At 54.0% G+C, this 25874-nt stretch carries 24 protein-coding genes; 13 read left to right on the top strand and 11 right to left on the bottom strand.

What is annotated here, in order from left to right; genetic code table 11:
* Positions 1-6: 6 nt before the first annotated feature.
* From ispD to MOY_RS12465, 3 genes are all read right to left on the bottom strand, one after another.
* Complete coding sequence (ispD, locus tag MOY_RS12475; protein ID WP_009100274.1) at positions 7-696, bottom strand: 2-C-methyl-D-erythritol 4-phosphate cytidylyltransferase; 690 nt, start codon at positions 694-696, stop codon at positions 7-9.
* Complete coding sequence (gene ftsB, locus MOY_RS12470; protein WP_009100272.1) at positions 693-1046, bottom strand: cell division protein FtsB; 354 nt, start codon at positions 1044-1046, stop codon at positions 693-695. The genes ispD and ftsB overlap by 4 nt, the downstream gene beginning before the upstream one ends.
* Positions 1047-1161: 115 nt before the next feature.
* Positions 1162-2310 carry a GNAT family N-acetyltransferase gene (locus MOY_RS12465; protein ID WP_009100269.1) on the bottom strand — a complete coding sequence of 383 codons (1149 nt, stop codon included), beginning with the start codon at positions 2308-2310 and terminating at the stop codon, positions 1162-1164.
* Between the two features lie 163 nt (positions 2311-2473).
* On the opposite strand from MOY_RS12465, the gene MOY_RS12460 reads away from it, so the two are divergent.
* From MOY_RS12460 to MOY_RS12445, 4 genes are all read left to right on the top strand, one after another.
* Positions 2474-3829, top strand: a complete 1356-nt coding sequence (locus tag MOY_RS12460; RefSeq protein ID WP_009100267.1) for an aldehyde dehydrogenase family protein — start codon at positions 2474-2476, stop codon at positions 3827-3829.
* A gap of 80 nt (positions 3830-3909) precedes the next feature.
* Positions 3910-6516: a GAF domain-containing protein gene (locus tag MOY_RS12455; protein ID WP_009100265.1), complete on the top strand. Its 2607-nt coding sequence runs from the start codon at positions 3910-3912 to the stop codon at positions 6514-6516.
* A 2-nt stretch (positions 6517-6518) separates the two neighbouring features.
* Positions 6519-8288, top strand: coding sequence for an EAL domain-containing response regulator (locus tag MOY_RS12450; RefSeq protein WP_009100263.1), 1770 nt, complete (start codon positions 6519-6521; stop codon positions 8286-8288).
* Entirely contained in the window at positions 8278-9141 is an 864-nt protein-coding gene (locus tag MOY_RS12445) for a MurR/RpiR family transcriptional regulator (RefSeq protein ID WP_009100261.1), read from the top strand. Before MOY_RS12450 ends, MOY_RS12445 begins: the two co-directional genes overlap by 11 nt.
* Before the next feature lie 30 nt (positions 9142-9171).
* Here the strand turns inward: MOY_RS12445 and MOY_RS12440 are convergent, their stop codons facing one another.
* Positions 9172-9534, bottom strand: coding sequence for a RidA family protein (locus MOY_RS12440; protein ID WP_009100259.1), 363 nt, complete (start codon positions 9532-9534; stop codon positions 9172-9174).
* A 71-nt stretch (positions 9535-9605) separates the two neighbouring features.
* Positions 9606-10091: an Lrp/AsnC family transcriptional regulator gene (locus MOY_RS12435; RefSeq protein ID WP_009100256.1), complete on the bottom strand. Its 486-nt coding sequence runs from the start codon at positions 10089-10091 to the stop codon at positions 9606-9608.
* A 215-nt stretch (positions 10092-10306) separates the two neighbouring features.
* Here MOY_RS12435 and MOY_RS12430 point away from each other — a divergent pair, with 215 nt between their 5' ends.
* A complete protein-coding gene (locus tag MOY_RS12430; RefSeq protein WP_009100254.1) occupies positions 10307-11995 on the top strand; it encodes a 2-isopropylmalate synthase in 1689 nt (562 codons plus the stop codon).
* A gap of 22 nt (positions 11996-12017) precedes the next feature.
* Here MOY_RS12430 and MOY_RS12425 read toward each other — a convergent pair whose 3' ends face one another.
* Complete coding sequence (locus tag MOY_RS12425) at positions 12018-12359, bottom strand: TraR/DksA family transcriptional regulator (RefSeq protein ID WP_009100253.1); 342 nt, start codon at positions 12357-12359, stop codon at positions 12018-12020.
* Positions 12360-12423: 64 nt separating this feature from the next.
* Between MOY_RS12425 and MOY_RS12420 the strand changes: the two genes are divergently transcribed.
* Complete coding sequence (locus MOY_RS12420) at positions 12424-13620, top strand: MFS transporter (RefSeq protein ID WP_009100251.1); 1197 nt, start codon at positions 12424-12426, stop codon at positions 13618-13620.
* 39 nt (positions 13621-13659) lie between these two features.
* On the opposite strand, the gene MOY_RS12415 is transcribed toward MOY_RS12420, so the two are convergent.
* Positions 13660-14514 carry a universal stress protein gene (locus MOY_RS12415; RefSeq protein WP_009100249.1) on the bottom strand — a complete coding sequence of 285 codons (855 nt, stop codon included), beginning with the start codon at positions 14512-14514 and terminating at the stop codon, positions 13660-13662.
* Positions 14515-14694: 180 nt separating this feature from the next.
* Here MOY_RS12415 and crcB point away from each other — a divergent pair, with 180 nt between their 5' ends.
* From crcB to MOY_RS12400, 3 genes are read left to right on the top strand one after another with little or no spacing between them, the layout of a single operon-like run.
* Positions 14695-15084 carry a fluoride efflux transporter CrcB gene (gene crcB / locus MOY_RS12410; RefSeq protein ID WP_009100247.1) on the top strand — a complete coding sequence of 130 codons (390 nt, stop codon included), beginning with the start codon at positions 14695-14697 and terminating at the stop codon, positions 15082-15084.
* The gene (locus MOY_RS12405) at positions 15081-15485 is read left to right on the top strand and encodes a fluoride efflux transporter FluC (protein ID WP_009100246.1); all 405 of its coding nucleotides are present in this window, start codon (positions 15081-15083) and stop codon (positions 15483-15485) included. Before crcB ends, MOY_RS12405 begins: the two co-directional genes overlap by 4 nt.
* Positions 15485-16441, top strand: a complete 957-nt coding sequence (locus tag MOY_RS12400; RefSeq protein WP_009100243.1) for an arsenic resistance protein — start codon at positions 15485-15487, stop codon at positions 16439-16441. The genes MOY_RS12405 and MOY_RS12400 overlap by 1 nt, the downstream gene beginning before the upstream one ends.
* A gap of 104 nt (positions 16442-16545) precedes the next feature.
* On the opposite strand, the gene MOY_RS12395 is transcribed toward MOY_RS12400, so the two are convergent.
* Positions 16546-17403, bottom strand: a complete 858-nt coding sequence (locus MOY_RS12395; protein WP_009100241.1) for a universal stress protein — start codon at positions 17401-17403, stop codon at positions 16546-16548.
* A 19-nt stretch (positions 17404-17422) separates the two neighbouring features.
* Positions 17423-18913, bottom strand: a complete 1491-nt coding sequence (locus tag MOY_RS12390) for a SulP family inorganic anion transporter (protein WP_009100240.1) — start codon at positions 18911-18913, stop codon at positions 17423-17425.
* Between the two features lie 503 nt (positions 18914-19416).
* Here MOY_RS12390 and MOY_RS12385 point away from each other — a divergent pair.
* The gene (locus MOY_RS12385; RefSeq protein ID WP_009100238.1) at positions 19417-20430 is read left to right on the top strand and encodes an isocitrate dehydrogenase; all 1014 of its coding nucleotides are present in this window, start codon (positions 19417-19419) and stop codon (positions 20428-20430) included.
* Positions 20431-20566: 136 nt separating this feature from the next.
* Here MOY_RS12385 and MOY_RS12380 read toward each other — a convergent pair whose 3' ends face one another.
* A complete protein-coding gene (locus MOY_RS12380) occupies positions 20567-21157 on the bottom strand; it encodes a TetR/AcrR family transcriptional regulator (protein ID WP_139029316.1) in 591 nt (196 codons plus the stop codon).
* A gap of 117 nt (positions 21158-21274) precedes the next feature.
* Positions 21275-22234, bottom strand: coding sequence for a sulfurtransferase (locus tag MOY_RS12375; RefSeq protein WP_009100235.1), 960 nt, complete (start codon positions 22232-22234; stop codon positions 21275-21277).
* A 284-nt stretch (positions 22235-22518) separates the two neighbouring features.
* Between MOY_RS12375 and MOY_RS16745 the strand changes: the two genes are divergently transcribed.
* The 3 genes from MOY_RS16745 (at position 22519) to MOY_RS16740 (ending at position 25842) form a co-directional block, all read left to right on the top strand.
* Positions 22519-24843: a PqqD family peptide modification chaperone gene (locus tag MOY_RS16745; RefSeq protein ID WP_009100234.1), complete on the top strand. Its 2325-nt coding sequence runs from the start codon at positions 22519-22521 to the stop codon at positions 24841-24843.
* A gap of 54 nt (positions 24844-24897) precedes the next feature.
* Positions 24898-25158: a hypothetical protein gene (locus MOY_RS17270; protein WP_009100231.1), complete on the top strand. Its 261-nt coding sequence runs from the start codon at positions 24898-24900 to the stop codon at positions 25156-25158.
* A gap of 75 nt (positions 25159-25233) precedes the next feature.
* Positions 25234-25842 carry a hypothetical protein gene (locus MOY_RS16740; RefSeq protein WP_009100229.1) on the top strand — a complete coding sequence of 203 codons (609 nt, stop codon included), beginning with the start codon at positions 25234-25236 and terminating at the stop codon, positions 25840-25842.
* Positions 25843-25874: the final 32 nt, after the last annotated feature.

Here is a 25874-nt window from a genome sequence, read left to right as displayed (position 1 = left end):
AATTACTCAGGCCGACTGCGACGCCATAATCGCTGCGGTAAGGGCGAGATCATCGGGGTGGGTAACTTTTAAATTATCGCGCCGCCCACTCACTAAGCGCGGGGCCTTACCCAGCGCCTCGACGGCGGAAGCCTCATCAGTCACAACACAGCGCGTTTCAACGGCATGCTCAAGGGCAGTGCGTAGCAGGTCATAGCGAAAGCCCTGGGGTGTTAGCGCATGCCACAGCCCGTCGCGCGGTTCGGTGGCCATGCTAAGCTGCTCCGCGTTGGCACGCTTCATGGTGTCCGCCACCGGCATGGCAAGCAGCGCGCCGTCGGGGTGCTCACTGGCTGCCTTGTAGAGCGCCTGCAAATCAGCTGAGGTGATACAGGGCCGCGCTACGTCGTGCACTATTACTAAGTCGCTGGCGTGGGCCGGTATTGCTTGTAACGCGTTTAATACGCTATCCATACGTTCAGCGCCACCGGTCACTCGCTGCCAATGGGTGAACGGCACCCAAGTGGGGTCGAACCAGTGATCATCACTGTCTAGGCAGAGCACTAGCTGCGCCTTGGGAAAAGCCGCGTTTAGGCGGTGAAGGGTATGCGCAAGGATCGATCGCTCGGCAATGGTGAGATACTGCTTGGGCTTATCAGCGCCCATACGCTTGCCCTGACCCGCGGCCGGAACAATCAGCCACAGTGAGTTGCTCATTGGCCTGCCCTTTCATCCGTCAGTTTTGGCTGCACCACTAAACCTGCGTTAAGGCCTATCAACTCGGCTTCAATGGCCACACCTGGCACCCAGAAAAACTGCTCGTCGCTACGTACCATGCCCATGTCACTGCGGGCGCGCTCCTCAATGGCATCCAGGCCGGTTTTAAGATCGGTGACTTCTGCCGCTAGTCGTGCGTTACGATCGCGCAGCGGTACATTGGCAGCTTCTTGCACGGCTACACGCTCTTCTACTTGCTGAAGGTCTTGCCAGCCCCCATTGCCTAGCCACAGCTGGTATTGGAGCAACCCCAACACGGCAAGTAGCGCAACCACTAGCCATTTATGCATCACCGAGTTCCTTTTTGACGGCGTAAACGCCGCGCATTATGCCATTAAGGGGGTCTGCCCAGCGAGCATGCCAGGCGTTTAATAACGGATTGAGGGCATGTTTATCCCACCTGCGCTACTTAAACGGCAGCGCCTGCGCTGCCGCCTGACGATAGGCGTTAATATGCGCGGCTTCTTGTTGACAAAACCGAGCGACGCCCGCAGCCAAACCGGGGTGCACCAAATAGTGCAGCGAGCGCACCCGCTGAGGGGCAAAACCGCGCACCAGCTTATGCTCCCCTTGGGTTCCCGGGTCAAATAGCGTCAAGCCTTGCGCCAAGCAGTACTCGATCCCCTGGTAGTAGCAGGCTTCAAAATGCAGGCAATCAGCCACCACCTCGCTTCCCCAATAGCGGCCATAAAGTGCTGTTTCACCACGAAAACAGAGCGCTGCTGCCACCGGCTGGCCGTCTAAAAGTGCCTGCACTAGCACTAGTGCTTCAGGCATGGTGTGGCGCAAGCGCTCAAAAAACGCCTGGTTTAGATAAGGCGGCCTGCCGCGCTCGTGATAGGTAATGGTGTAGCAGCGGTAAAAATGTGCCATGGCAACCTGGGTAATGTCGTTACCTTCTAAACGCCGCATAGTAAACCCTTGCTCTGCCACCAAGCGGCGTTCTCGCTTGATCATTTTGCGCCGCTTAGAGGTAAGGCTCGCCAGGAAACCATCAAAGTCTTCAAATTGCCGGTCACGCCATTGAAACTGCACCCCTTCTCTGGCAATCAAGCCAGGGAACTGACGCTGCCAGGCAGCCACTTCTTGCTCTTCAGCAAACAGCAGATGCCAGCTTGAAAGCACCAGCTCCTCACACTGCCCTTGCCAAGCAGATGCCAACTGTTCGCGTATCGCATCGGCGTCGACATCCGCGGCTATCAAACTGCGTGGCCCTGGCACCGGCGTAAAAGGGATCGCACTCAGCGCTTTGGGGTAGTAGTGCCCTCCGGCACGCTCTAGCGCCTCAGCCCACCCCCAGTCAAACACATACTCACCGTAAGAGTGATGTTTGCGGTACATGGGCAACGCGCCCACTAGCCGGTCAGCTTGCCAAACGCTTATATGGCATGGCTCCCAACCGGTGGCGCTGCTTACTGAGCCGCTACCCTCCAGCGCTTGCAAAAAAGCGTGGCGTAAAAACGGTTGATCTTTACCCACTAGCGCGTCCCACTGACTTGCCGCGACGGCCTCAATGGCAGGTAGAATAGCAAGTGATAGCGAGCGTGATGGCATGGCGTCCCTCAAGGGCATCGGCTAAACAACCGGTAGTAAAACAAGCGACAGTGTTTAAGCCAACACTCTACCATTACCCCTAACGCTCAACGATGGTGACGACGCCATCGGTTGTTTATTTTCCCTACGGCGTATTTCATCATGCGTTCATCAAGGAGAGGCCATGAAACGCGATCTAACCGGTGTGTTCCACGCTCAGCAGCACGCTGTTGAACAGGCGCCCTACCCTTCGCTCAGCACCCGGCGTGAACGGTTGGGCCGCTTAGCACGCATGACAAAGCGTCACCAGCACGACATTGTCCGCGCTATTCAGGCAGATTTTGGAAAACGTAGTGAAACGGAAATCCGCTTAGCTGAAATTAGCGGCGTGCTACAAGCCATTGGCTATACCCGGCTTCGGCTTTGGCGTTGGATGCGCCCCCGACGCGCAAGCATGCCCTGGCGGCTACTGCCCGCTAAAGCGCATATTGTGCCGCAACCATTAGGCGTCGTCGGGGTGATGGCACCTTGGAACTACCCCTGGAGCCTCGCCATCATGCCCGCCATAGACGCCTTTGCTGCGGGCAATGTGGTGATGCTCAAACCCAGCGAGCATGCGCCAAATACCAGCGCGCTGCTCGCCAAGCTGATTCCTCAATACTTCACAGAAGAAGAGTTTAGCGTCATAGAGGGCGGTGTAGAGGTAGCTGAAGCGTTCAGCGCCCTGCCGTTCGATCACCTGTTGTTTACGGGTTCTTCCCAGGTTGGGCGCAGGGTTGCACTTTCAGCCGCCGCTAATTTAACCCCGGTGACTCTTGAGCTTGGCGGTAAATCGCCCGCGATTGTAGCCGCCGATGCTGATGTTGATCGCGCCGCCGCCGCCATTGTGTTTGGCAAAGGCATGAACGCCGGACAAACCTGCATTGCACCCGACTATGTATTGGTAGAAAGCCGCCGTTTAGACGCCATGATCAAAGCGTTAACCCAAGCCATTGCACACCAGCGGCCTAACGACAAAGACGCAACCTCAGCGATCAACGAACGCCATCAACAGCGCCTTGATAATCTGCTTGAAGAAGCACGGGACCACGGCTGCCGCATTATTGATGCAGGCCCCCATGCGCCCGTGCTCATTATTGACCCCACCCACGACCTAGCGGTGATGCGCGAAGAGATCTTTGGCCGCTGCCTGCCAGTCATTGGCGTTAAAAATATCGATGACGCCATTGCCTATGTGAATGCCCGCCCCCACCCGCTAGCGCTTTATGCGTTCACCGATGATAAAGCGCTTCAGTTAACGTTACGCCAACACACCCATTCTGGGGCGCTGGTGTTTAACGAAACCCTGCTGCATCACGCGGTACCCTCGCTACCTTTTGGCGGTGTCGGCGAGAGCGGCATGGGCAGTTATCACGGGCGTCATGGCTTTGAGCGTTTTAGCCATCTACGCGGTATTTTCTACCAATCTAAACGGCCATCCAGCCGGCTTATTAGGCCGCCTTATCGGCGCTGGTTAATGAAGTTACTGAGGCTTGGTTAACGATAATAGTTAAAGCTAACGGGTAAATTCCCGATAATGATTGGGCAGGGCCATATCTTCATTATATTTTTGGAATCACTATGCAAGCCGCCGATCTACCTGATAACGAAACGCAGCGCCTGACGGCCTTGCATGCGCTCCATGTGCTTGACACACCCATTGATGAAGCATTTGATCGCATTACTCAGCTTGCCCAAGATCTTTTTGACGTGCCTATTGCGCTAGTATCCCTGGTAGATAAAGAGCGTCAGTGGTTTAAATCCCATAGCGGGCTAGATACCTGTGAAACCAGCCGCGAGATCTCGTTTTGCGCCCATGCAGTTGCTAAAAATGCACCGCTAGTGATTGAAAACGCACTAAATGATCCCCGCTTTGTCGATAATCCGCTTGTCGAAAACACCCCCCAAATTCGCTTTTATGCAGGGCACCCACTGCGGCCCAGCGAAGGCTTACCCGTCGGCACGCTGTGCTTGATTGATAGAAAGCCGCGCACTTTTAGCCAGCGAGACCGCCACCTATTAAAAAGCCTCGCGGGCCAAGCAGAAGAGCTGCTGCGCCACCATCAAATGCGCCGCTCCCTGGCGCAAACCACCCGACGCTATGAGGCGCTATTTAATGAGAGTGCTACCGGCATTATTCGTATCGACCGAGCTGGCAAGGTATTAAGCATTAACCCCTTTGCGCTCACCATGCTGGGATATGACCACCACGAAGTCATTGGCCAAAATGTTGCCATGCTAACGCCTGCCGCTATTAGCGCAAGGCACGATAACTTCATTAGTAACTTCTTAGCCGGCGGCGCGCCTAAGGTAATTGGCCGAGGACGAGAAGTGGAGGCACAGCATAAAAAGGGCCACACCATTCCGGTGCATTTAGCCGTCAATGCCATCCATAACGAGCACGGCGACGTTGCTGAGTTTTTAGGTATCTTGACCGATTTAAGCAGCGTCCATGACGCCACGCAGCGCATACAAAAAGAGCAAAGCCTATTAAAAGTACTCCACCAGGGTATTACGGATTACCAAGCACTTATGTCTGGCGAGCGGCTGTGGACATTCTTAATGGAAGCGCTGCGCGAGCTTACCGACAGCGACTATGCGTTGATTGGCGAAGTGCTGCCCACCGATACCACCAATGCGCTTAAAATTCATGCGATTACCGACCTCTCTTGGAACCCGGAGTCGCGCCACTTAATGGAGCAGCTCCGCAGTGGCAATATGATGTTAACCAACCCCCATTCGCTGCTGGGACGTGTTTTCGCTTATGGTGAGGTTATTATCACCGACGATGTTTATAGCCATATCAAGCGCGGCGGCTTCCCTGCTGGCCACCCCCGATTGACCAATTACTTGGGCGCACCAATCTTCAGCGGCGAGCGCTTAATTGGCATGTTTGCCATTGCCAACAGCAAGCAGCCCCTAAACCAAGCGCTGCTGGACTGGCTTCAGCCGTTTACCGACACCTGCGCCTTACTGATTAATCTTTATCGGCAAATGGCCGAACGCGAGCAAGTCACCCGGGATTTAGCTAACGCCCGTGACCAGGCAGAGCAAGCCAATAAAGCCAAGAGTGAGTTTCTCTCCTCTATGAGCCATGAGCTGCGCACGCCCCTCAATGCCATTATTGGTTTTGCACAGCTATTAGCCAAAGGGCGCCGCGAGCCGCTAAGCGACAAACAGCAGCGCCAGGTAGGTCAAATTGAGAAAAGCGGCCAACACCTATTGAGCTTAATTAATGATGTGCTCGACTTAGCCAAAATAGAGGCAGGTCTTACCCCGCTCTCCCTTGAGCCGCTGCTTATTGCCAACGTCCTAGATGATGCCTGTAGCACTCTGGAAGCCAACATTGACGCGGCAGGTATCACCCTAAGCCGCGCCCCATTAGCTTGCTCTTGGCAGGTTATTGCCGACTATACTCGCACCAAACAAATTCTGCTTAACCTGCTCTCCAACGCCATCAAATACAACTGTGTTGATGGCGTGATTACGATTGATGCTGAACAAGATGGCAATATGCTGCGTATTAGCATTACCGATACCGGCTGCGGTATTGCAGTAGCGCGCCAGCACGAACTGTTTGAGCCGTTCAATCGGCTGGATGCCGAGTACAGCACCATTCAAGGCACCGGCATTGGATTGGCCATCACCAAACAGCTTGTGGAGCGCATGGACGGACAAATTGGCTTTAAGAGCCAGCCAGAAAAGGGGTCTTGCTTTTGGTTCACGTTGCCCATTACCGATCAAGCAGCGCAGCCTGCTCACGTGATGGCTAACCACGGCAACGAAACAATCGACAGCAGTGCATCCACTTACACGCTGCTTTATATCGAAGACAACCCCACCAACCAGCGGCTGATGGAAGATATCATCGAGGACTTTAAACAAATCCAGCTGCAAACCGTTACCAACGCAGAGTTGGGACTGGAAATTATGCGCCACTCCCCGCCGGATTTAGTGCTCATGGATATTCATTTACCGGGCATGAACGGCTACCAAGCGCTCAACGCCATGCAGCAAGACACTCAGCTGCAGCACATCAACGTGGTGGCGCTGTCCGCCAACGCCATGGACCGCGACCTAAAATATGGCTTAGCCGCCGGCTTCGCCGACTATCTCACCAAGCCTATTGATATTGAAAAACTAACCGCCACGCTCAAGCGGTTTCTCGCGGTGACGCTCAAGGAGTAGCCATGAACCTCGTTCAGAAACATCTGCTGGTCGTCGATGACAACAGTATTAATGTCGAGCTTCTCCTCGACCTGCTAGACGATCACGGTTTCGCCAACACACACGGCATCAGCGATCCTCGCCAGGTACTTGCCTACTGTCAGCAACAGCTGCCCGACTTAATCCTGCTGGATATTCGCATGCCTTATTTAGACGGCTATGCGGTCATCCACCAGCTACAGAACCATTTTGCCCACAACGCCCCACCGGTTATCGTGCTGACGGCACAGATCGATGACGAGACGCGCCAACGGGCCCTTGATCTTGGCATACGCGACTTTGTGACTAAGCCGTTTAAGCACGATGAAGTCTTACAGCGTATTCGTAATGCCTTGAGCGTCGAACACCGTTATCAAGTACGTGATCAGCAAGCCGAAAACTTAGAGCGCATGGTAGCAAAGCGCACTAAAGAGCTGGAGCGTCAGTCCCGCACCGACCCAATTACCCAGTTTGCTAATCGGCGGGCTTTAACCGAGATGCTGCGCAAAGCCGCTATGAGTGGCAAAGGCACCGGACTACTGTTTATTGCCCTTGATCACCTAGACGACGTAATACGACTGCATGGCTATGGCGTTGCCGACCAGCTAATGGGGCATATTGCCCAACAGCTCTCTGCCCGTTTAACGGCTTCCTGCGAACTGGGACTATGGGGGGGCAGCGAGTTATTAGTGATTGCCGACAGTGCCGAGCTTGATAAGCTGCGTAAGCTAGCGGCAACGCTACTAAGCTGTTTCGACCAGGATCAAGCGCTAGGGGATTTACTGCTACCCCTTAGCGCACGTATTGGCATTAGCTGGGCCGGAGGCCATTTCGATATAGCGCGCCTTGTGCATATGGCAGCCCTGGCGCTCCCCCAAAGCGGCACACTACAGATTCAGTGCTATAACGAAACCTTAGAAGCCAAGCAGCGACATCGGCTGCACCTTCAGCAAGCGATACGCGGTGCCATTGACCGCGGCGAGATGTCCCTCGCTTTTCAGCCTAAGCTCTCGTTAAGCACTCAGCGCATTATTGGCGCCGAAGCGCTGCTCCGCTGGCATCATCCCGAGCTTGGCCAGGTATCCCCCGCCGACTTTATTCCTCTGGCGGAAGCCAGCGGTGATATTCTCGCCATTGGTGAGTGGGTGCTCAACGATGCTATGCGCCATATTGTGAATTGGCGCAAGCATGGCCTCCTAAACGATGATTTTCACATCGCAGTAAACGTGGCAGCCCGCCAGCTAGCGCGGAAAGACTTCGCTGAAAAACTACTCGCCCGACTAGCCGAACATGCGATCCCACAGCGTTTTTTTGCCCTAGAAGTCACTGAGTCGGGCATAATGAGCGATATGCAAAATGCCCGCGCGCAGCTAGCCCAGTTGGCCAGCGTCAATATTGCCGTCGCAATTGATGATTTCGGCACAGGCCACTCATCGCTTGCCTATGTAAAAACGCTACCGTTCAAAACATTAAAGATCGACCGCGCTTTTGTGATGGATCTAGAAGAAGACGCTGTAGATCGCCAGTTGGCGCTAACCATTACCCAACTAGCCCATGCGGTGGGCTGCGATGTAGTGGCAGAAGGCATAGAAACCGCGGCACAAGCAGACTACCTACGCTCAATTGGCTGCGAAGCGGCGCAAGGGTATTACTATGCCCGCCCACTCGCCGCGAACGAATTTTTCACCTGGTGCAAGGCGTGGACACCCCGCCACCACCCGGCTACTGACATGGAGTCTATTAATGGCACATGACCTGCTTGACCGTATACGCGAACGCTTGGAAGACTTGAACCGCTCGGAACGCAAAGTCGCCAACGTTATTCTTGAAGATCCAGCCGCCGCGACCAGCCTGAGCATAGCAAGCCTCGCCCAAGCGGCCAGCGTCAGCGAGCCCACGGTCAACCGGTTTTGCCGCAACTTTGGTGCCAAAGGCTTTCCCGACTTTAAAATCAAGCTCGCCCAAAGCCTTGCCGGTGGCACACCCTACGTTACCCGGGCAGTCGAGCCTGGCGATTCCGCAACCCAGTACACCCATAAAATTTTTGGCGCGACGATCGCAGCGTTAGATGAAGCTCAACGGGAAGTAGATATGGCGGCCATCGAACGTATGGTCGACTACCTCACCCAGGCGAAGCAGGTGCATTTTTTTGGCCTCGGCGCCTCTGGCGCTGTCGCACAAGACGCCCAGCACAAATTTTTCCGCTTCAACCTGCCGGTCATGGCCTATGTCGATGTGTTAATGCAGCGCATGGTAGCCGCTGCCTGCCATACCGGGGACGTAGTGGTGGTGATTTCTTACACAGGCCGTACTCGAGAATTGGTCGATATCGCGCGGGTAGCCCGGGAAGCAGGCGCCGTGGTGCTGGGGATTACCGCTCCTAACTCCCCGCTTTCCCAAGAGTGCACCGCCACCCTAGAAGTTGCCACACCGGAGGACACCGACCACTATATGCCGATGACCTCACGGATGATTCAATTGACGCTCATTGATGCACTGGCAACAGGGGTTACCCTACGGCGCGGCGAAGACTTTCTGCCGCACCTTAAGAAAATCAAAGATAGCCTGCGCGATACCCGTTTTCCTATTGAGAAAACCGGCAAATAAGCGACAGGCCCCTTTCAGAACCCCTTGCCGTTATTCGTTGCTAACAGCTGCGGTGACGGTAATTTCTACTTTAAGCTCATCAGCAGGCAACGGCGCGCATACGCAGGTGCGTGCCGGTGCATAGCCCTCCGGCACCCAGGCGTCCCACACGTCGTTCATGGCAGCAAAATCACTGCCATCTTTAAGGTAAATAGTGGCGCTTAATAGCTGCTCGCGGCTTGAACCAATCTCTTTTAGCAGCGCGTCGACCCGTGCCAGCATGCTCTCGGTTTGCGCTTTAATGTCTTCGTAACGCGCTTCAGGACCTGACACCTGGCCGCACAAGTAGGCCACGCCTTGGTGAATAACAGCGCGACTCATGCGGGCTTTTGTATCATGGCGTTTAATTGTCATGGGGCAATCTCCTAAATATTGAAAAAAAAGCAGTGTAAACCGCCATCGCCTTATTGCCTACGCCTTCATCATCAAGTGTTTTCCGTGGGCACCGGGCGGTGTTCAAATACTCGGCGCAACACAAAGCTGGTATGGGCGCCAGTCACCCCTTCGATACGGTTAATCACGTGCAGTAAAAGGTGCTGATAGTCATCCATATCCCGCACCAGAATCTTGAGCTGGAAATCAGCGGCCTGGCCAGTAATGATCAAACACTCAATCACATTGGGGATTTGTCGAATATGGCGCTCGAAGTTATCAAAACGTTCAGGGGTGTGCTTATCCATGGAGATGTGCAGCAGCACCATAAGCTGGTAACCCAGCTGACGCGCATCCACATCGGCACGATACTGGGTAATTAACCCGTGTTCTTCCAGCGCACGCACGCGGCGTAGGCAGGGCGATGGCGATAAGCCGATCCGCTCAGCCAGTTCCTGGTTGCTGATGCGCCCCTCTTGCTGAAGCACATCAAGAATACGGCGATCAAAACGGTCAAGTTCAAGCGGGACTACCGGCATACAGCAACTCCTGCTAACAAAAATAACATAGCTGATATTATCTGCCTTTTAATGCCTATAAAGCCATATATTCGCAATAACCTTTCGCCACAATTCCCTTAAACTGATGCAACTGCCATAAGCAGCGCCACGCGGTGCTTTACCTGGGCACCATAACAAGCGGCTCACGCCATAAGCGGCCGCCCTTAACAACGCTGACTAACAGGAAGTCCACCATGCCCGCTTTCGATCATCGCAAGTACCGCCCTGCTCCACGTGTTCCCGCGTTTAATCGCCAATGGCCCGACCGCGACCTTACCCAGGCGCCGATTTGGGTCAGTGAAGACCTGCGCGATGGTAACCAGGCACTACTTGAACCGATGACCGTTGAGCAAAAGCAGCGTTTTTGGCATCAGATCATCAAAGTAGGCATTAAAGAGGTGATGGTCGGCTTTCCTTCGGCCAGCCAGCCCGACTACGACTTTGTCCGCTGGCTAATCGAAGAGAATCAAATTCCCGACGACGTAACCATTGCAGTGCTAGTGCAGTGCCGTGAACACCTGATCGAAAAAACTTTTGCCTCATTAGTCGGCGTGAAGCGGGCGATTATTCACCTGTATAACTCCACCTCCACTATCCAGCGTGAGCGGGTATTTGAGATGGATCGCGACGGCATTACCGATATCGCTGTACAGGGTGCTACCTGGGTAAAAACCTATGCCGAGCAATACCCTGACGTTGAGTGGCGTTTTCAATACTCGCCAGAGAGCTTTTCCAGCACTGAAATCGACTTTTCACTCGCTATTTGCGAAGCCGTGATGGATGTGTGGCAGCCTACGCCCGACAACAAATGCATTCTGAACCTGCCCACAACGGTAGAAGTGGCAGGGCCACATCACCATGGGGATCAAATCGAGTATTTTTGTCAGCATATTAGCCGCCGGGACAGCGTGATTGTTTCTGTACACACCCACAACGACCGCGGCGGCGCAGTGGCTTCAGCGGAGCTTGCATTGCTGGCGGGTGCTGACCGTGTCGAAGGCACGCTGTTGGGTAACGGCGAACGTACCGGCAATATGGATATCGTCACCTTGGCCATGAATCTCTATAGCCAAGGCATCGACCCCGAGCTTGACCTCTCAAACCCGGACGAAATTGTCCAGGTCGTCCATGAGTGCACCGGTATCACTGTGCACCCGCGCCACCCCTGGGTGGGCGAAATGGTCTATACCGCGTTTTCCGGCAGCCACCAGGACGCTATTCGTAAATCACTCAAGCATCAAAAACCCGACGAGCCTTGGCAAGTGGCCTATCTGCCCATTGACCCCCACGATATCGGCCGCGACTACCAAGCCGTGATTCGTGTAAACAGCCAGTCGGGCAAAGGCGGCATGGCCTTTTTGCTGGAGCGGGATTACGGCATCAACCTGCCCCGCTGGATGATGCTGGCACTCGCCCCCTATGTGCAAAAAGAGAGCGAGCGGCGCAATAGCGAGCTTTCCAGTGAAATTATACGCCAGGTGATGTTCGATAACTTTGCGTATGATGCGCCTCTCGCCCTGGCTGACTACCAGCTTTCCAAGGGCCAACGGGAGGGTATCGACATTACGCTTTGGCAGGGAACCGAAACGCTGCGGCTTTCAGGCACGGGCAATGGCGCTATGTCTTCGTTCACCGACGCCTGGAAAAAACACTCCGGTAGCCACGTGGCGATTATAGATTACAGCGAGCACTCCCTAGGTGGCGACAGCGAGGCCAATGCCATTGCCTTTGTCCAGCTCAACATCGACGGGCAGCGGGTTTGTGCCGTAGCCGAAGATAGCGATACCGTAAGCGCATCGCTAAAGGCGCTGTTATCAGGGATTAATTCGGTTTACCCCGCGGCTTCTCAGCGCCAGCGTGAAAATGCCACGCTGGAAGCTTAAATAGCGTTTCGTTGAGTGCGTGTTACTCCGCGCACTCGATACACTTCAGCACTACCGGGTCCGAAGTGAGGCGTTTGGTACCAATCCATTCACCACACTCAATGCACTCACCAAAGCTCTCTTGATCAATACGTTGTAACGCGCCGCTAATACGCTTAAGCGTCAATTGGCGGCGCTGCTCCTCAGCTTTGGCCATTGCCTGCCCCTGCAGCGCATCCATTCGCGAAAGCCGCCCCACCGAGGTTTGGTCAAGCACCACCGTCTCTCTTGAAGAAGCGCTCTCAGTGCTCTCTTCTTTTAAAGCAGCCTCCAGCGCCAGCAGTTTTTGCCGTATTGCAGGAATGTCCACCTCAGGGTGATTCATCTGCGCCTCCTCTTGGCTTACAATCATTAACTTATTAATCGTTGATGGGAAGGGACTCTTAGTAATGGGCTATCGTACCCTTCTACGCGATCACCGCAGTGTGCTGGGCATCGCATTTTTAGCCATGTTCAGTTCAAGCCTTGGACAAAGCTACTTTATCGGGCTCTTCCAAGCCCCCCTTTCAGCACACTTAGGTCTTAGCATAGGGCAGTTTGGCACCGCCTATGCGCTGGTTACGCTCATCGCAGGTTTTTTTATGCTGCGCTTTGGGCCATCTATCGACTGGATTAACCCCCGTCGTTTTGCTATCAGCGTGCTTGTGCTGCTGCTCATCGGTGTTATGTTGCTTACCCTATCGCCCTGGTGGTGGCTAGGGGTGGTCGGTTTAGGCATTGTGCGGCTATGCGGCCAAGGGATGCTGACCCATCTAGGTAATACGCTCGCCGCCCGGGAGTTTTCAACACTACGCGGCCGAGCAATGGGGCTTGCAAGCCTTGGCATTCCTCTCGGCGAAGTGCTGTTACCCCCGCTGGTGGCCGTTGCGCTGGTGTGGGCCAGCTGGCAAACGTCATGGTGGCTGCTATGCGGCCTATTAGCGGTTATATGGCTTGGCTTGTTGCTAAAAGCTCCTTGGCCAAGCGCACCGGGAGTTAAACCGACCAAGCTCACCGCCCACGGCCCCCGCCCTTTTCGAGAAAAACGTTTTTGGCTGCTGCTACCGCTATTAATGGCACTGCCTATTACGATGACGGGGTTGTTTATTTATCAAACCCAGCTCACTCAATCACTGGGCAGCTCCCTCGCCGTTTACGCAATGGCGCTCAGCGGCATGGGCATTGCCAAACTACCCGGTGCGCTACTAGGTGGGCGCTGGGTTGATAAACTTGGCCCCGTGCGGCTAGCACGCTTTTACCTGCTGCCCTATGCGCTTGCTATGCTAATGGCAATCACCCTCGGCGGGCATATCAGCGTTTGGGCATTAATGGTAGGCGGCGGTTTAGCCATGGGCGCGCAAGAGCTTATCTCCTCGGGCTTGATGATTAAGCTGTGGGGCGCCGAACACTTTGGCCGCGTGCGTTCAGCCCTTAGCGCTGCCATGGTGTTTTCAACCGGCATTGCCCCAGCGGCATTAGGGTTAGCGCTAAACGTAGGTGTTAGTTTTCAAACGCTACTGCTCGGGATGCTGCTGTTTATCATGACGGGCTGGCTACTGGCCCAGCCCGTGCTAAAAGAAGCGTCGCTTATTCCCCTTGGTCGCTAGCCGCTTTTTACGTCGACATAAAAGTGGCTTAGCTATGCATTAACGTAATATCAGTACCGGCACCTGGGCGTTACGCAGCATTTGGGTGGTGGTACTGCCCACCAGCAGGTGGCGAATACGCGAGTGGCCGTAGGCCCCCATCACCAACAAATCGATACCCTCCTCTTGCTTATAGGCGCGTAGCGTCTCTTCTACCTCGCCAGCACGGATGGCTCCTTTAGCCGTATGGCCCGCTGCTTCAAGGGTTTCGGTGGCCCACGCAAGCTGCGAACGATTTTCGGCGGTTTCAGCGCCCACAATCACCACATGGCAGGTAGCACCTTCAAACAGCGGGCTTTTAGCCAGCATTTCAACGCCTTTGCGGGCGGTTTTGCTGCCATCAAAGGCCATCATCACGTTTTTTGGCTGCGTAAACTGTTTGGGCACCATCAAAATCGGGCGGTGCATTTCACGCACTACGCGCTCAAGATTAGAGCCTAAGTGGCCGCTGGCCTGGTGAGCAGTTTCACCACGTTTGCCTACTACCAACAAACGCACCTCTTTTTCGTTCTCTACCAGCGTTTCTACCAGCGTACCGTTGCGCTGCAAGCAGGGGGGGTCAACAATGCCTAACGCTGCTACCCGTGCCTTGGCAGCATCCAGCATTAAGCGGCCCTGCTCGCGGGAAATTTTAGCGTGCTGCTCTTCGATCTCCGACAGCTTTTCGAGCAGGTGCTCCCGAGTACCTAAGCCTAAGTTTCCGGTAAGATCAGGCTCCGCCACCTGGGCGTGGTTATCAACCGTATGAATAAAACGCAGCGGTGCATCAAGGGCTTTAGCGGCCCAAGCAGCATAATCACAGACGCCTTCTGAAAACTGTGAGCTATCAATTGCCGCAAGAACGCAATCAGACATGTAAGTTTCTCCTAGAGCGGGTGCATCAACGTTATTGTTATTCTCAATCTTTTTTACACGAACTTATTGACCAGTGACACCTATAAGCGTTCTTTCTAATGCCAAGAACGCTATCAAAAGCGCTGCAAACAGCGTGCTACACTCGCCACCTACTCAACAGGCCAGCCAAACGAGGCAAACATGGGGTACGGTTTTACCAGCGTGTTGCTGGTAGCGATAGGTGGGGCACTGGGCGGGATGGGCCGGTTCGCTATTTCCAACTGGATGGCAAAACGTTATGGAAGCCATTTTCCCTGGGGTACCTTGGCTGTTAATACCAGCGGCGCGCTTATTGCAGGCTGGCTTTATGGCCAATTAAATCAACCTGATACGCAGTTCTCTATGCTATGGCTATTTACGGTAATTGGCGTATTGGGCGGCTATACCACGGTCTCCTCATTCAGCTTACAAACCCTTGCGCTATGGCAACGCGGGCAGCTGCTGCGGGCCGCCCTGAATATCGCCGCTACCCTGCTGCTAGGCTTGGCAATGGCTGCGCTGGGCTTTTGGCTCGCTGGGGGCGCACTATGAGCTGGCAGGCGTATCTCGCGGTTGGGATCGGAAGCGGTATCGGCAGTGCGTTGCGCTATAGCGTTTCGTTGGCATCTATGTCAGCTCTGGGCAGTTTTTTCCCCTGGGGCACCCTTCTCGTTAACGTGCTGGGGTCTTGTTTAATTGGGTGGCTTGCTGCGACCGTGGTTAACCACCCCTCTGGCACATTAGCACGCTTGCAGCCTCTGCTCGTGGCGGGTCTCTGCGGCGGTTTTACCACTTTCTCACTGTTCAGCTTAGAAACCCTGCACTTTATTAACCAAGGCCAAGTGGTCATGGCACTTGTGTATATACTGGTTAGCCTGCCGCTGTGGCTATTGGCTGCTGGGTTAGGTGGTCGCCTAGCGCTCTCTAAGGCACCGGATAACTCAGACCGCTGATGCGTGAACAGCTTGAAAAACAGCAATCCTGGCTCTACCTGGGATTTATTAGCTTAGGACTAACGCTGGGGGTTTTAGCTCCCACACGGGTAGCCCCCCTTGAGCAACTGCTATGGCCGCTACTTGGTGTGTTGCTCTACGCTACCTTTACCCAAATACCGCTACTGCATATAAAACAAAGTGTTGCTGATGTGCGCTTTATGACAGCACTGCTGGTCGGCAACTTTGTTGTCATCCCGGCGTTATTAGGGCTTTTGGTGCTGTGGCTACCGCTTTCCCCGCCGGTGATTGCCGGGGTGCTACTGGTGCTACTGGTGCCCTGCACGGATTGGTTTATTACCTTTACGCATTTAGGCAAAGGCGATGCTGCCCGCGCAATTGCGGCAACGCCGCTATTGCTATTGGTACAGATGGCTGCATTACCCGTTTATCTCTGGCTATTTTTGGGCGGCGAGTGGTTTCAGCTAACTTTTTCCACGAACCTACTCAGCGCGTTTGCAGGGGTAATTTTGCTACCCTTGATGTTGGCATGGCTAACCGAGCTTGGCGCCCAACGATACCGCGCCATTGAACGAACCACGCAACAGCTTGGCTACCTGCCGGTGCCGCTGTTGGCATTGGTGGTGTTAGTGATTGCCGCTACGCAGGTTAATAGCGTGCTGGCACTTGCCCACGTGCTGCTTCAAGTCGTGCTTATTTTTGCGGGCTATTTGGTGGTTGCGGCAATGCTAGGCAAACTACTGGGCAAGTTATTTAAGCTCCCCGCCACCAGTGCGCGAACCCTCGTCTTTAGCTTCGGGACGCGCAACTCCTTTGTGATGCTGCCCATTGCGCTAACCCTGCCAAACGGGTGGCAAGCTGCGGTGGTAGTGATTGTGTTTCAATCTTTAGTAGAACTATTTGGCATGGTGGCGTACTTACGCTGGGTGCCGAAGCTGCTGCCCTCTAGCCATTAAAAAGCCGGCACACTCAAATGGTAGAGGGCCGGCTGCGGGAACATGGTGCAAAGCGAGCTAATGTTTACATGCTGATTGTTAACCCTCCGTTAGTAGCGCAAGGATTAACGTAAAATCAGCACCGGTATTTTGCTATTACGCAGCATCGCGGTAGTGGTGCTGCCCACTAGCAGGTGGCGAATACGTGAATGGCCATAGGCCCCCATCACCAGCAGGTCAATACCATGCTCTTTCTCATACGCTTGCAGGGTATCGTCCACCTCACCAGGGCGGATAGCGCCTTCTGCTTTGTGACCAGCATCGCGAAGCGTACTAAGTGCCCAATCAAGCTGAGAATGATGCTCTGCGGTGTCTGAGCCCACAATCAGCACATGACACTCGGCACCTGTAAACAGCGGCGAACGGGCCAGCATTTCCACCCCCTTACGGGCGGTTTTACTGCCATCAAACGCAATCAGCACTTTTTCGGGCTGCTTGAAGGTTTTAGGCACCATAAGTACCGGGCTGTGCATTTCACGCACTACGCGCTCTAGGTTAGAACCAAGGTGCCCACTGGCTTGGTGAGCGGTTTCACCTCGTTTACCCACCACCAGCAAGCGCATATCTTTTTCAAGCGCTACCAGGGTTTCAACGAGTGTGCCATTAAGCTGACGGGTAATGGGGTCGCTCACCCCATCATCTATCGCCCGCGCTTTGGCCGCTTCCAGCATGTGCTTGCCCTGCTCGCGATTTACCTTGGCGCGCCTCTCGTCAAGCTCGGAAAGCTCTTTCATCAGGCGCTCACGGGCACCAAACCGAAGGTTACCCGATAGATTTTGCTCGTCGGGCACTTGAGAGTGGTTATCCACCACGTGCACAAAACTTAATGGAGCACTCAGCGCCAAACTTGCCCAAGCGGCGTAATCACATACGCCTTCTGAGAACTGGGAGCCATCAATTGCGGCAAAAACGTGTTCACTCATTTCGCTCTCCTTGCGGTGGTTAGTGGCCGCCCATCAGTTTTTCAACGGCTGCGGGGTCATTATGAACCGCATAGCGGTCTACCACCGTCGCGCTGGCTTCATTGAGGCCGACTAACTCAACCTCGGTACCTTCACGACGGAACTTAATCACCACGCGATCAAGCGCCTGAACAGCGGTAATATCCCAAAAGTGCGCACGGGAAAGATTAATAGTGACCTTATCGATGCTCTCTTTGAAATCAAAAGCACCAATAAAACGCTCAGAAGAGGCAAAAAATACCTGGCCAACCACTTGATACTCGCGCTCTTTACCAGCATCCACTTCTTTAGAGCCAATGTAGAGAATGTTACCCACTTTGTTGGCAAAGAACATTGCCGCCAGTAGAACACCCACAAAGACACCAATCGCTAGGTTGTGCGTTACTACCGTAACGATAACCGTAGCGACCATGACAAAGTTGGTACTCATGGGGTGCTTTTTCAGATCGCGGATCGATTCCCAGCTAAAGGTACCTATGGCCACCATAATCATTACGGCCACTAACGCCGCCATAGGGATTTGCGATACCCAATCGGAAAGAAATACCACCATCATCAGCAATACGACACCGGCGATAAGCGATGAAAGACGTGTACGGCCACCAGATTTAATGTTGATCACCGACTGACCAATCATCGCGCAACCTGCCATACCGCCCAGTAAGCCTGAACCAATATTGGCAATACCTTGACCTTTACACTCGCGGTTTTTATCGCTGGGGGTATCGGTTAAGTCATCCACAATCGTCGCTGTCATCATCGATTCCAGCAGACCCACCACGGTCAACATTAGCGCTGTGGGGAAAATAATCATTAACGTTTCAAAGTTAAGCGGTACATCCGGCCACAAGAACATTGGCAGGGTATCAGGCAAGTCGCCCATATCGCCGACACTGCGAATCTCCATACCGCTCACCATATACACCACGGTCAGCACCACAATGCACACCAGCGGGGATGGGATCGACTTACCAATCACGGGTAAATAGGGGAACAGATAAATAATGCCCAAGCCTGCAACGGTCATGGCATAGACGTGCCACGTCACGTTGGTTAACTCAGGTAGCTGCGCCATAAAGATCAAAATCGCCAGCGCATTCACAAAACCAGTGACCACCGAGCGAGATATAAAGCGCATTAGCTCAGCAAGCTTTAAGTAGCCTGCAATGATCTGTAAGACACCCGTTAAGAGGGTCGCAGCCAGTAGATACTCAAGGCCGTGATCACGCACCAACGTGATCATCAGCAGCGCCATGGCGCCGGTGGCTGCAGAAATCATGCCCGGGCGACCGCCGGTAAAGGCAATCACTACCGCGATACAGAAAGAAGCATAAAGGCCGACTTTAGGGTCAACACCTGCAATGATTGAGAACGCAATCGCCTCAGGAATTAACGCCAGCGCGACGACAATACCTGAGAGCGTGTCGCCCTTAATGTTAGAAAACCACTCTTGCTTGCTGAAAAGGGTCATTCAGGGAGTCCATGGTTAAGGGTTTAAAGACACTGCACGCCACAGCCGCAAACAAAGGCAGCTAAAAGCGTAGGGTAACGAGATGTCGGAAATAGTATCTATCGAAGACGCAAAAGCGCCGATAGCCAAATAACGGCAACGAGGTGCCACAGCGCCGACATAACGCGAAGAGCGTCATAGCGCTGATAAGGAGGGGAAACCTAGGGTGGAGTCATCAGCCCTGGTATCGGCAGAGCAATGGCTGCCATAGCATTGTTCATAAAAAGGACACCTTACTGTTCTATCGTCGTTATTCAGGCGAGATAACACCTGCTAAGTGCTTTCACATCATCCCGAACGCGGCATTCTACCAGTAAAGCACTCAAGCCGCACCCGTCACCCTAGACGTTTAGACGACGGCTTCGGGATGACCTGTTGCCTTGCCATGGCTTACCATAAGCCACCTTATAGATAGAGAAACGCTCAGCGTTTGGGCGAATGATTTTACGTTAGAGGAGCAGTATATGAGCCAGTCAATTGCAGTGATTAAGGGTGATGGCATTGGTCCCGAGATTATGGATGCAACCCTGCAAGTGCTGGACGCGCTAGATTGCGGCTTAAATTACGAGTTTGTTGATGCTGGCCTAGGCGCGCTTGAAAAGCACGGTACGCTGATTCCTCAAGCGTCACTGGACGCTATTGAAAAATATGGCCTTGCCCTGAAAGGCCCGCTTACCACGCCGATTGGTAAGGGGTTCTCCTCTATTAACGTGCAATTGCGCCGCCATTTTGACCTGTACGCCAATGTGCGCCCCGCCATTAGTTTCCCCGGCACAAAATCGCGCTACGACGATATCGACATGATTACCGTGCGAGAAAATACCGAAGGCGCCTACCTCTCCGACGGCCAGGAGATGATTGACGACGGCAATACCGGCATCTCGGTGATTAAGGTCACTCGCCAAGGCTCTGAACGCATCGTGCGTTACGCCTTTGAGCTGGCCAAAGCCAACGGCCGTAAGAAAGTGACCGCAGTGCATAAAGCCAACATTATTAAAACCAGCTCAGGGCTGTTTTTAGATGTAGCACGGGAAATTGCCAAAGAGTATCCAGAGATCGAATTCCAGGAAATGATCGTGGATAACGCCTGTATGCAGCTGGTGATGAACCCCCATCAGTTTGATGTGGTGGTCACCACTAATCTGTTTGGCGATATTCTTTCTGACCTGTGCGCTGGGCTAGTGGGCGGTTTAGGCTTAGCACCTGGCGCTAACATCGGCGAAAAAGCCGCGATTTTTGAAGCGGTACACGGCTCAGCACCGGATATTGCAGGCCAAAAAATTGCTAACCCTTGCGCCCTGCTCTTGGCTGCAGCACAGATGCTTGATCACTTGGGCATGAACGCAAAAGGCGACGCTATCCGCCAGGGTATTCGCACAGTACTGGAAACCCGTCGTGATATGGTCACCCCTGATATGGGCGGCACCGGCACTACTGATACCTTCGCTCAAGCATTGGTGGAACACGTTAAAGCGTAAGTGCAGCGCACAAAGCACTGCTATCAGCTTTTGAGTCTGATAGCGGTGCTAGCCATTAACGGAAGCAAAGCGCAACGGAAGCAAAGCGCTATTTATAAGCACTATTTCTTAAGTCCTAATCCTGACCTGTGAGCGCTTAAGCACTAAGCCCACGTAAAATATGCGCCACCTGTTGCTCGGCTTGTTGCTGGCTAGCGCCACTTTTTAGCAACATCCGTAGCCCGGACATGGAAAGTGTTAAAAAGTAAGCCAGACTTTGAGCATCGCGCGCTGCGGGAATGGCTCCTTCTTGTTGCGCTTGCTCCACTACGTTGACAAAAAACTGAGTAATCGCCTGCACGCTCTCTACAGCGGCATCCGACACCGCCGTTCCTGTATTACCAAGCTCGGTGGCCGAGTTGAAAATCAAACAGCCAAGCGCTGCCTGCTCACTTTCTGCTTGCTGCGCCGTACGCTCCAGCATGCCTTGAATAAACGCCCAGGCACTCTCTTCTTGGGCAAGCGATTCAGCCAGCCGCTCAAGCAGTGCTTCTCGGTAGCGAGCAAGCACCTGCAAAAACAGCGCCTCTTTATTCCCATAGGCTTGGTAAAGACTGCTACGGGAAATATGCATCGCATCCAACAAATCACGCATAGAAGTATGGTGATACCCCGAACGCCAAAACGCATGCATCGCAGCGGTCAGCGCCACTTCGGGCTCATGCTGTAGTGGTCGACCAAGACGCATTTTCACCACCTCAACATCGGCATTTAAAATTAGCGTGTTAATGTAGCACACCTTTCTCTTGCCAATGCAGCCATCACGCGCCCACCAAAAGGAACGCGATGTGTTGCCATCAGCATATTAATTAAGCAGTTCACGCACCTGCTTTACTCCTTCACGAGCAAACTGCACTGGGCGCGAGTCGCTAATCGTCCAAGCTGCCATTGAACCATCGTACATCGCAATATTGCTAAAATTGGCCACTTCACTTAATACAAACCAGTCTGTCGCCGCCCAGTGTCCCGTGTTGCAGAATGCAATCGTACGCTCACGACTATCTAAATCGGCTGCATTGATACGTGACTGCAGACCATCAATATCTAAATAGTAAGCACCGCTTTGATTGTTTAGATGCGTTTGATGAGGAAGACTACGCGCCCCCGGAATAGTACCTGCCACCCTTACAGCTGGGGATGTTGTGTCGCCTGCAAAATAGTCCGCCGGCCGCGCATCAACCAGCTGTGCCTGAGTGTCGCGGGCGGCTTCCACATCCTCAGTAGAGGCAATCAGCTCCTCACGAAGAGTAATCGCTTTAAACTCAGCCGCGTCAAAACTAGCAGGCTCACCGCTAGCCACCTCAAAGCCTTGCTGCTGCCAGCCAGAGAAACCGCCATTTAAGATGGCAACATTGTCGTGGCCCAGTACTTTAAGCGTCCAGTAAACCCGCGCTGCACTGCCAAAATCGGTGGCACCGGTACCTGCTGGCACAATGACCACCGCGCTATCGTTATCAACCCCCACGCTGCCAATCAGGCTTTCTAGCTTACCCACCTCCGGCATTAACCCGGCGACGCTATCGCGGGTTTCGCGCCAGCCAGCATGGGTATAGCTGGTGTAACGGCTGCCAGGAATACGCGCCTCAATGAAGCTGTCTTCATCGCCACCGTTATCTATCGAAGAGCGTACATCAAGAATTACCAACGCCTCGTTATCAAGATGATCATTAAGCCACTGCGCATCCACCAATGGTGTCATCTCAAGGGCATGCGCCGGGGCCGTAAGCCCCAGGGCGAAAAGGGCACCCACAAAAAATCGAATCATGGTCTTTACTCTCATAGCGTGATGGCAGCACAACATCATTGCCGCCTGAATGCATTATTGCGTTTAAGAATACGCATGGAACGACTGGTACATTAATAGCATGATGCGCTATATAGAGTGTTACTGACAATACGCATTAGGCTAATTCATATAGCCAGGAGGGCGTGCAACACCTGCCGCTAGGGGCTCTAACGACACGTTTTTTTTAAAAACAGAGCAAACCGCTGTAAGTAATCCCCTACTCGTGCCACTGAAGAGTAGAACAACGCCAAAGGAGAGTAACGATGCCCACCTCAGCTTCTAGCCCACCGGCCTCATCGCCTACATTTTGGCTAAGCGGAAAACGCCACGCCGAGCAGGATCACTTTTTTCGCCAAACGCTGGAAGCACATGGCTGGGCAGAAGGTGACGAAAAACACTGGCAAGCCGCCTGGGTAACGGGTATGCCGACCAACACAGCGTTTAAAGCGGCCTCTCCTAGCGCCAAGATAAACCATATTCCTGGCAACGCGTCGTTAACCGTTAAAAGTCGGCTTCACGCTAGCCTCAACGCGCTACGCGAACGGACGCGGTGTCACTTTGGCCATGATCACCCCCTCACCCAACGGCTGGCTTTTTTCCCTCGGGCCTATGAAATGCCCAACGACTACCCAGCTCTAATAGAAGACGCAGCGGCTAACCCGGATAAGCGCTGGATTTTAAAGCCCACCAACGCCTCAAAAGGCCAAGGTGTTCAAGTGCTTAAAGACCCTGCCAAGGCGCCTCTTTTGGCCAACTGGCTAGTGCAGGAGTACGTGGCTAACCCACATACCATTCGCGGGCATAAATACGTATTGCGGCTCTATATGCTGGTTGCCAGTATCGACCCGCTGCGTGTCTACCTGTATAACCAGGGCTTTGCCAAGCTGGCCTCTGAACCATGGGACCCTGACGACGTCGACAACCCGTTTAGCCAGTTAACCAACCCGGATATCAACGCGCTCAACCTGAATGCCGAGATCCCCGTGGAGTTTATTGATCTGAAACGCTACCGCCACTGGCTACGTGAGCAAGGCCATGATGAAAACACGCTGTTTGACCAGCTACATGACTTAGCCACGCTCACCGCCCTTTCTGGGGTGGACGCCATGCGTGCGCGTTCTCAAGCAGTAGGTGCAGACCCCCGCGGCTGCTACGAGCTGATTGGCTTGGACTGCCTGGTAGATGATCAGTTAAAGCCCTGGATTTTGGAGTGCAATCTAAGCCCTTCACTGGGGATATGCGCCAAACTAGAGCACGGTGGCGACATCGAAAAGAGCGTCAAAGGCGGTTTGGTGCGCGATATGATCGAGCTCGTTGGCTTGACGCAACCAGTACATGAAGCTGAATTTGATGCAGTAGCACTAGCCGAAGAGCACCAGCGAGCCGGTGGTTTTGTACCGCTCTACCCAGCACATAACCCGCTGCTTACCCAAGCGTATCTGGCGGTTATCGGACTACCTAGCCTGTTAGATTATCGCTTAGCCCACGCAGCAGCGCGCCAAGCGATGACGTTCCGCGCCAACGACGTCAGTGAACTCATCGACGATGACCGCTTGGCGCTCTACCACCATGCTAGCGGGCTTTATTACCAGCTTAACGACAGCGCGGCGCTTATCTGGCTGTTAGTGAGTGAAGGCGAGCCGATTGACAGTATTGTTAGCCACTTGCATGCCGCCAGTGGCGGCCAAGCTACAACGGCCCAATTGGAAAGCGATCTCTGGGCAACGTTAACACCATGGTGGAAGCACGGGCTGCTGGCACCTAGTCACAGCACTGAAACAGCCGCCCAAAAGCAGCAAGCGCGTGAAATGCCAGCTACCTGGCACGGCCAGCTAACCTTTGACCAACGCCGTTGGCCGATTACCGCACCGACAGGCCCTGTTGCCGAGCGCATCACATCGGCGCTTTCTCCACTGCTTTCTCCATTACTAACCACGACCGATGCCACCCCACTAGGCGAGTCGTTGCACCTTTTAGAGAGCGCTAACGGCTACTGTTTAACCACCGACAGTCATGTAGTTAGCTCACGTTTGTCTATCGATGACATTCTGCCGGCCATCACCCATTTCTGCTTACGTAGCGCCGCACGCCAAGAGCATCTTGTGCTGGATATTGCCCTATTAAGTAGCGACCACCAGCATATCGTCTGCCTGCTACCCGAGGGTAACGCCCACCTCAGGGCCATTAACGCCCTGGGTGAAGCCGCTGAGCAGCAAGGGCTAATACTGTCCCGAGGCGCGCGTTTAGCGCTTAACACCCCTGGCGTTATCGAGCCGCTTAATCTGCCGCTCGCCGATACGCCTTTGACGCCCTCACGCCCCCAGCGCTTTGCGGGCATTCTATGGCTGAACGACGCAGCCGCACCCGGCTCAAACGTGCCCAGCTTCCTTGACCTATTAGGCGCGCTACTGCCCTTTGCACAAGAGCAGCAACAGCGTTTAAGCCCTGCCGCTTTAGAAGCACTGCGACAGCTTTGCCAACAGCCGCAGCGCGCACACTTGGGTAACTCAACGCTCACCATTCGCCAAACATTAACGCCCTGGCTTAATCCATCACCTCATTCAACCCCTTCTCGCGCCGCTGTATAGCGGAGAAGTTGCGCCATTCGGCGCCATCAAACGCCATGATTCAGGAGAAACATCATGTCTCAACAAGAAGCCAAACGTCGTCTACTTAGCCGTTTAAGCCGCCAATTTGGTTACACCGCACCGGCGCTTGCGCTAGTGGCTAGCGGCCTTGCCTTTCAGGCACACGCTGACGAACCCACAGAAGCATTTACCAATATGCAAGAAGCGCCGTTAATGCTGGCTGAAGCCCACCATGCAGAAGGTGAAGCCGAGGGAGAGGGAGAAGGTGAGGCTGAAGGAGAGGCCGAGGGTGAAGGCGGCGCTGAAGCTGGTTAAATACCCCCCTTTTCCTTACACGGCCAAGTGCCCTGTGCCGGTTTAATCGCCGGCACAGCTTAACAGGAGCCCGTTATGCCCTCGCCGACACCGTTAAAGTCAGGTTCAAGCGCCACGGCGCTGCTGGTCGATGAAAACCTGCAAGCGCTGGAACAGCTCGCCAGGTTACTGGAACGCACCCCTGCGCCAACCTACCAACGCCTAGTAGGCAGCAGGCAAACGCAATCGCTGGGTAAGCATGTCCGCCATATATTGGAGCACTATCAGACGCTGATAGATGCGCCAGAACTTTCTCCAGCCCCCTCCCTAGAAACCTCTCAATCCACGGCATCGTTGGATTATGAACATCGCCAGCGGGAAGCTGCTCTGGAAAACAACCCTGTTCAGGCACGACAGCGTCTGCATGAGCTGCAGGCAGGTTTAAAAGCTCTGTCAACAACGCCCCACGATACACTGCTGATACTTTGCTACCCCGTCGAAGAACCAGGGCATGCGCCGCCTGTAAACGCGCTGCCGCTGCCCTCTAGTCTAGGTCGCGAGCTTGCGTTTTTAACCAGCCATAGCATTCACCACATGGCACTGCTGAGCCTGCTCTGTGACCAACTGGATATTGCGCTCCCCAGCAACTTCGGCGTACACCCTTCTACGCTGCGCTTTTGGGAACAGCAGCGCAAAGCGCTTTAGCGATGAAGGCACCACCGTCAAATAGAGACACA

Source organism: Halomonas sp. GFAJ-1, from assembly GCF_000236625.2.
Lineage (GTDB): Bacteria > Pseudomonadota > Gammaproteobacteria > Pseudomonadales > Halomonadaceae > Vreelandella.
The sequence above is the reverse complement of the archived record's forward strand: the minus strand, read 5'-3'. Positions and strand labels throughout refer to the sequence as shown.